The sequence below is a fragment of the Pseudonocardia pini genome, assembly GCF_013870575.1.
Taxonomy (GTDB): domain Bacteria; phylum Actinomycetota; class Actinomycetes; order Mycobacteriales; family Pseudonocardiaceae; genus Pseudonocardia; species Pseudonocardia pini.
The window spans coordinates 1-1,072 of sequence record NZ_JACBXB010001209.1; the positions used below are offsets into that span (position 1 = coordinate 1).

Below are 1,072 nucleotides of genomic sequence, written 5' to 3' on the forward strand. Positions count from 1 at the left end.
TGCTGCGGGTCGACGGGCTGGTCGACGCCGTGCTCGCCGGAGCGGCGGCCGAGACCGACGAGACCGACCCGGTCGCAGCCAGGGCCACCCTCACCGAGGACGCGCTGGCCTGGGTCATCTTCACCTCCGGGACCACCGGGCGGCCCAAGGGGGTCGCCGTGACCCACCGCGGGATCCCGGACCTGGTCGCGACCCAGGAGGAGGTCCTCGGGATCACCTCCGACGTGCGGTTCCTGCAGTTCGCCTCGACCAGCTTCGACGCGGCGATCTGGCAGGTGCTGATCCCGCTGCTCTCCGGCGGCACCTCGGTGATCGCGCCGGAGGAGGTCCGCGAGTCCGCCGAGCTGCTCGTCGACTACGTGCACAGCCACCGCGTCACGGGGCTCGGGCTGGTGCCCTCGTTCCTGGCCGCCCTGCCCGACGACCACCCGCTCGACGACGACGTGCTCGTCGTGGCGGGCGCCGAGCGGCTCGATCCCGAGCCTGCCCGCCGGTGGGGGGCGAAGCGGCGGCTGTTCAACGCCTACGGACCGACCGAGGCGACGATCAACGCCGTCACCTGGAGCAACGAGGACTGGTCGGCCGCCGACTCGGGTCCGGTGCCGATCGGCTACCCGGACCCGAACACCCGGGCCTACGTGCTCGACGACGGCCTGCTGCCGGTCGGGGTGGGCGCGGTCGGCGAGCTGTACCTGGCCGGACCGGGCCTGGCCCGGGGCTACCTGGGCAGGCCCGACCTGAGCGCGGCGGCGTTCGTCGCCGACCCGTACGGGCCCGTGGGGTCGCGGATGTACCGCACCGGTGACCTCGCGCGCTGGCGGCCGGACGGCAAGCTGGTGTTCCTCGGCCGCGCCGACCAGCAGGTCAAGGTGCGCGGCTTCCGGATCGAGCTCGGCGAGATCGAGAGCGTGCTCCTGACCCATCCCGCGGTCCGCGCGTCCACGGTCGTGGTGCGCGAGGACCGCCTGGTCGGCTACGTCGTCACGGCCCCCACCGCCGACGTCGACGAGCTGCTGGCGCACGCCCCTACCTGCTGCCGGACGTCGTGTGCGACTGGCGGGACGTCACCCTC

General features: G+C 73.9%; 1 protein-coding gene. It reads left to right on the forward strand.

What is annotated here, in order from left to right; all coding sequences use genetic code 11:
- A partial coding sequence (locus tag H5J29_RS33900; RefSeq protein ID WP_181784936.1) for an amino acid adenylation domain-containing protein occupies positions 1-1,072 on the forward strand: 1,072 nt, incomplete at both ends.